Raw genomic sequence first — 6,465 nt, 5'->3', positions numbered from 1 at the left:
CGTATCAGGCATCCACCCCGCAGCACTTCTTGTACTTCTTGCCGCTGCCGCAGGGACAGGGATCGTTGCGGCCCACCTTGGGCCCCGCGTGGACCACCGGCTTCAGCTTGGGCCTGTCGCCCTCGGACGGACCCACCGGGCTTCGGGCTTCGGACTCGCCGGAGCCCTGGGGCAGCTGCCGGGCCGTGGGCGCCGCCAGTTCCGGCTTAAAGGCCTGCATGGCCACCTGCCTTGGCTGCGGGGCGTTCATTCCCACCGGATGGGCCTTGAACAAAAGTTCTATGGTCTGCCGGTCTATGTCCTGGGAAAGCTCCATGAACATGGAATAGCATTCCCGCTTGTATTCTATCAGGGGGTCCTTCTGGCCGTAGGCCCTTAAATTTATGCCTTCCTTGAGGGCGTCCAGGTTGTTGAGGTGTTCCCGCCATTTCTCGTCTATCACCTGCAGGCGCACCAGTTTTTCCAGCTGCCGCATCAGCGGCGTCCCCAGAAGCTGTTCCTTGGCCTGGTACTGGTTCTTGGCCATGGCCAGAAGATTCTCCTGCAGCCGGTCGATCTTCATGTTGTTCTTTTCGGAGTCGGGAATTGAGATCTCCAGCAAAAAATGCCGGCGGAAATAATCGTTCAGCCCCGGCCAGTCCCAGTTCTCGGAATATTCCTTGCTGTCCGCATGTTCCTCCAGCCCGTATTCCACCACCCGCTCCATCAGTTCAACCATCTCGGCGCTGAGGTCGGACTCGAACAGGGCCTGGTGGCGCATCTGGTAGACGGCCTCCCGCTGTTTGTTCATCACGTCGTCGTATTCCAGCAGGTGCTTGCGGATGTCAAAGTTGTAGCCCTCCACCCTTTTCTGGGCGGTGCCGATCTGCCGGGTTAAAAGCGGGTGGGTCAGCACCTCGCCCTCCTCGGCCCCCATCTTGGCCATCACCCCGGCTATCTTGTCGGAGCCGAACAGCCGCATCAGGTCGTCCTCCAGCGACAGGTAGAACCGGGAAGATCCGGGATCGCCCTGGCGCCCGGCCCGGCCCCGCAGCTGGCGGTCGATGCGCCGGGCCTCGTGCCGCTCGGTGCCGATGATATGCAGGCCGCAGGGCACGTCCTGCCTGCACTTCAGCTCCTCCAGGTGCGGGCATTGGTCGGCATTCTCGTCGCTCTGCACCAGGCGGCAGTGGGAGCTCTTGACCACTTCCTGGCCCAGCTTGATGTCGGTGCCGCGCCCGGCCATGTTGGTGGCTATCACCACGCTTCCGGCCTGACCGGCCAGCGAGATGATCTCGGCCTCCTTCTGGTGGTACTTGGCGTTGAGCACCGAGTGCTTGATGCCCTTGCGGGACAGCATCCGGGAAAGCGTCTCCGAGCTTTCCACCGAGACCGTTCCCACCAGCACCGGCCTTTTGGCCTGGTACATCAATTCGATTTCTTCTATCACCGCGTTGAATTTTTCCCGGCGGGTGCGGTAGATCACGTCTTCGTAGTCGCGGCGGCGGGCCGGCTGGTTGGTGGGGATCACCAGCACTTCCAGCTTGTATATCTCGTAGAACTCCCCGGCCTCGGTCTCGGCGGTGCCGGTCATGCCGGCCAGCTTCTGGTACAGCCTAAAGTAATTCTGGATGGTGATGGTGGCCAGGGTCTGGGTCTCCCGTTCTATCACCACGTTCTCCTTGGCCTCTAGCGCCTGGTGCAGCCCGTCGGAGAAGCGGCGGCCCGGCATCAGCCGGCCGGTGAACTCGTCCACTATCAGCACCTTGCCCTCGGAGACCACGTACTCCACGTCCTTGTCGAACAGGGAATAGGCCCGCAGCAGCTGGGCGATGTTCTGGTTCTTCTCGGAGCGCTCGGAAAAAAGCCGGTCCAGTTTCTGCTTGGCCTCCATCTTCTGCTCGGGGCTCAGGGCGCTGTCGGAATCTATCCGGTGGATCTCGGTGGTCAGGTCGGGGATGATGAAAAGGTCGGGATCCTTGGGGGAGATGGCCTGGCGGCCCTTTTCGGTCAGGTCCACCACGTGGGATTTTTCGTCGATGGCAAAGAACAGCTCCTCGTCTATCTCCGACATCTTCTTGTCCCGCATGTAGTCCACTTCCACCTGCTGCATGGTCTGCTTGTGGGCCCCCTCCTGCAGCAGCTTGGAGAGTTTCTTGTGCTTGGGCGCGCCCCGGTTGGCCTGCAGCAGCTTGATACCAGCCTGGTAGTCCTCGCCCCCGGCCAAAAGCTTTTCGGCCTCGGCCACTATCCGGTTGACCAGGTGGGACTGGCTCTCCACCAGCTTCTCCACCGGGCGCTTCATCTCGTCGTAGCGGTGGGTGGAATGTTCCACCGGGCCGGAGATGATCAGCGGGGTCCGGGCCTCGTCTATCAGGATGGAGTCCACCTCGTCGATGATGGCGTAGTAGTGCTTGCGCTGAACGCACTGCTCCGGGCTAAGCGCCATGTTGTCCCGCAGGTAGTCGAAGCCGTATTCGTTGTTGGTGCCGTAGACGATGTCGCAGTGGTAGGCTTCCCGCCGCTCCGGGGTGCCGGGCTCGGTGTCGTCCAGGCAGCCCACGGTAAGACCCAGGAAGCGGTAGATCTGTCCCATCCACTGGCTGTCGCGGCGGGCCAGATAATTGTTGACGGTGACCAGGTGCACGCCGTCGCCGGTCAGGGCGTTCAAGTAGACCGGCATGGTGGCGACAAGGGTCTTGCCCTCGCCGGTGGCCATTTCCGCTATCTTGCCCTGGTGCAGGGCGATCCCGCCCAGTATCTGGACGTCGAAGGGGACCATCTCCCAGCCCAGTTCCAGCCCGCAGACCTCCCACTTCTTGCCCACGTGCCGGCGGCAGGCTTCCTTGACCACGGCAAAGGCCTGCGGCAGCAGCTCTTCCAGGGTCTTCTTATCGTCCTGTCCCTCTTTCCGGGCGTCCTCTATGTACTTTTTGAATTCAGCGGTCTTGGCCTGCAGGTCGGCATCGGAAACATCCAGTAATTCCTTGGCCTCAAGGTTGACCTGTTCCACTATGGGCCAGAGTTTTTTCGCCTCGCGGGTGTTCTTGTCGCCAAATATGGTATGGAGTATCTTGTTGATCATTTAAGCCTTTGAATTTGTTGCAATGTAACAGCTTAATTTACCATAAAAAATGGAATATTTCAAGAGGAAAAGGAAAAATAAAAGGCCAAAACGTCTAGTTTTGGCCTTTTACAAGCATCCTTATTGCGATAGCCTAAAGTCTATCGCTACTTTCCATCAAGACCGCAGTTGCGGCCTTTTGCCTAAGGCTCGATCAGAGCCTTGATGTTTTACTAGCGATACCATTCATGGTATCGCTATAGTATAAGAAATAGTGCCGAAGCCCAGTAAGTTCCCGGTGAAGCCTACTTGAGCACTACCAATTTCTTCGTGGCCTGATAATTCCCGGCGGTCAAACGATAGAAATACACCCCTGCTGGGGTATTTGAATCGCTCCACTCCACCTGATGATACCCGGCCTGTTGTTGACCCATGTTAAAAGTTTTCACTAATTGCCCGGCTGCGTTATAGATATTTAAACTGGCTGGCCCGCTGGATGATAGCTGATAGCTGATAGTAGTATGCTGGCTGAAAGGATTTGGTCTGTTTTGTTCTAATTTTAGTTTGCTAACTGTCATTGGAAATTCTGGCTTGCCTGTCACGCCTGTTGCTGTATTGTATTTAATGGTCAGATATCCACAGTTCACGCCATTATCATAAACCCCAGTCACATATAAATTCCCATAACCATCAACTGTGCAGCTATGGGCTGCATCAGAACTATCCTTGTAGCACGTGGTCCAGATTGTGTTGCCAGTGGTTGCATCATACTTTATCGTTAAATAGTTCCAGTTTGCATTTTGGCCAGAATAACCTGTTACATATATATTCCCAGAACCATCAATCGCACAACCACTAGCATAATCATCATTATTAATTGCGCTATGATATCGACGGGTCCAAATTGTATCCCCAGTGGCAGTGTTATATTTCACTGTCAGGTAGTTGGCATGTGTATCATCATACGACACACCCGTCACATACAGGTTCCCAGATAAATCAACTGCACAACCAGAAGCATCATCTCTACTGTCAGCCAAGTGGTTAAATCGCCTGGTCCAAAGTGTATCCCCTGTGTTTGTATTATATTTGATAGTCAGGTAATCATTATTTGTTCCATTGGAGGAATACCCCGTCACATACAGATTTCCAGAAGCATCTATTGCACAGCCAGTCGCAATATCGCCGATATTGGCCAGGGCATGATATCGATGCGTCCAGATTGTATCCCCTGTAACTGTATTGTATTTAATAGTCAAATAGTCGTAGTGTGAGTCACTATAGGACCCACCTGTTACGTACAAATACCCGGAATCGTCAACTGCACAACTGTAGGCTAAATCATTATTACTACCCGGCCCGCTGTAACGTCGGGTCCAGATTGTATCCCCGCTACCTGCATTGTATTTGATAGTCAAGTAATCATCATTCCCACCATTTCCAGTATGCCCGGTTACATATAGATTCCCTAAACCATCAACAGCACAACCACCTGCCTGTTCGTCTTCATTGCTCGGGCTGTTATATCTGCGAGTCCAGATAGTATCGCCAGTAATTAAATCATATTTAATAGTCATATAGTCAACACTTAAGCCATAGGTATATACACCAGTCACAAATAAATGCCCGAATGTATCTACAGCACATCCAGTGGCATAAATAACGTAATTGTCCGGCCCGTTATACCGCCTGGTCCACAAAGTATCCGGTGCTTGGGCAGTAAGGATGCTGGGCAGCAATATAACTATTACCGCAATGACACACAGATAAACTTTTTTAAACATTGAACGCTTCCTTAAATTTGTAACAAGTATATGGCTTTGTTTTGATGATTTCAAGCAAATAAAAACCCCTCTGTGCCTCAGTGTCTCTGTGGCAAACTCCGGTTCCCCTCACTCCGCCTTCCTCACTTTTGCCGTCACCGTCTTGGTAAAATACCCCTTGGCCGAATAGGTCGGGGCCATGGTCACGCTGATCGTGTACTCCCCAACCGGGGCCTGCCTCCCCTTGTCATCCTCACCGTCCCAGATCAAAAAGTTCTCCCCCAGCTTTTCCCGGAACTCGTTCAACAACTGCCGCACCGGCTGGTTCAGGGAATCAAGGATCTGAATGTTCAGGTCGGCCGGCTCGTAAAGCTGCAATACTATGGTGGCTCCGGGGTGCAGGCTGTCTATCACTCCTGGCGAGACCTGCTTGATGTAACCATCTATCCCTATCCAGTAGTACTGGGCCGACTCCCGCTCCATCACGAACACCTGCCCAAAGCGCTTCCAGATGGCGATGCCCCGGGGCGACTCGAATTCCATTTCGCTCAAGCCCTTCCGCCCGAAACCGGCCACGTATTTAAGGTTCCGGTCGAACTTGTGCACCTGGTGGTTGATCATGTCGGTGGCGTAGAGGTTTCCAAAATAGTCCAAAGCCAGGTAGGAAAAGTAGGCCCCCGGCAGGCCGATGTCGGTGTTGGCGATCCGGGCCACCAGCCGGCCCTGCTGGTCGAATTTTTGGATCCGGGCGCAGATGGAATCGGCCACGATGATGGCGGTCTCCTTGAAAAAGGTCCAGCGGTCGCCAAAGCCCTGGACCGCTATCCCGAAGGGCTCGTCCAAACCCCCCTCGCCTCCGAAGCTGAAGGTCTGGTTCCCCAGGGAATCGTAGACCACCACCCGGTTGTGCCCGGTATCGGTGACATATAACTGCCCCCGGTTGTCCACCGCGCATCCCTGGGGATGCAGCAACGCCCCTTCGCCGATGTTGCGGACGAATTTGAGGGTTTCTTTCCAGTTCTGCAGACAGACCACCCGGCTGTTGTTCAGGTCGGCCACGTAGACCTTGCCGTCCTCGGCGGCGGCGATGCCACGTGGGGTGTGAAACTGCCCCGGCCCGCTGCCTATCTGTCCAAAGGATTTTAAGCCGCTCAGTCCCTGGTTGTAGATGATCTGGTTCCGTCCGGAGTTTACCATGTAAACTGTGACATCGTCGTCGTCATCACCGGTGCCAAGATCATCGGTCTCCTTCAGCCGGACGCAGGCGATGCCCTGGGGATCCTCGAACCGCGAGCCCCAGCCCAACAGCAGCTTCAGGTAGAACGTCCCGGCCTTGTGAAACCCCATGGAATGCCCGAACGGCGGATAGACCAGCAATGACGGCTGGTACTCCTGGGCAATGACCGGAGCGCCCAGCATTGCAAAAACCAAGAAAGATCCAAAACAAATTATTTTGATTTTTGATTTTTGATTTTTGATTTTCATAAAGGCTCCAGCAGCATCTTGTAAATGTAGTAGTTCTCCATCACCACTTTCACATACTTCCTGGTCTCGGCCAGCGGTATCTCCTGCAGCAGAAAATCCTCGTCATCCTTGTCCTTCATCGGCTTCAGCCACTCCCGCACCCGGCCCGGACCGGCATTGTAGGCCGCCAGCGCC

3 protein-coding genes are annotated in these 6,465 nt (G+C 54.9%); all 3 read right to left on the bottom strand.

The genetic code is table 11. The features are described from left to right. Positions 1–4: 4 nt before the first annotated feature. Positions 5–3,064 (bottom strand): preprotein translocase subunit SecA, encoded by a 3,060-nt coding sequence (gene secA / locus Q7U71_01810; GenBank protein ID MDO9390489.1) that lies wholly within the window; start codon positions 3,062–3,064, stop codon positions 5–7. Between the two features lie 284 nt (positions 3,065–3,348). Then, complete coding sequence (locus tag Q7U71_01805; protein ID MDO9390488.1) at positions 3,349–4,827, bottom strand: SBBP repeat-containing protein; 1,479 nt, start codon at positions 4,825–4,827, stop codon at positions 3,349–3,351. Between the two features lie 108 nt (positions 4,828–4,935). Next, the gene (locus tag Q7U71_01800) at positions 4,936–6,237 is read right to left on the bottom strand and encodes a FlgD immunoglobulin-like domain containing protein (protein MDO9390487.1); all 1,302 of its coding nucleotides are present in this window, start codon (positions 6,235–6,237) and stop codon (positions 4,936–4,938) included. Positions 6,238–6,465: the final 228 nt, after the last annotated feature.

The sequence above is a fragment of the bacterium genome (assembly GCA_030655055.1).
GTDB lineage: Bacteria > Edwardsbacteria > AC1 > AC1 > EtOH8 > UBA5202.
This window is presented reverse-complemented; position numbering and strand designations above follow the sequence as displayed.

Excerpts from the sequence above, each read along its gene's own strand:
- secA (MDO9390489.1), bottom strand. The coding sequence starts at position 3,064 with ATGATCAACAAGATACTCCATACCATATTTGGCGACAAGAACACCCGC.
- Q7U71_01805 (MDO9390488.1), bottom strand. The coding sequence starts at position 4,827 with ATGTTTAAAAAAGTTTATCTGTGTGTCATTGCGGTAATAGTTATATTG.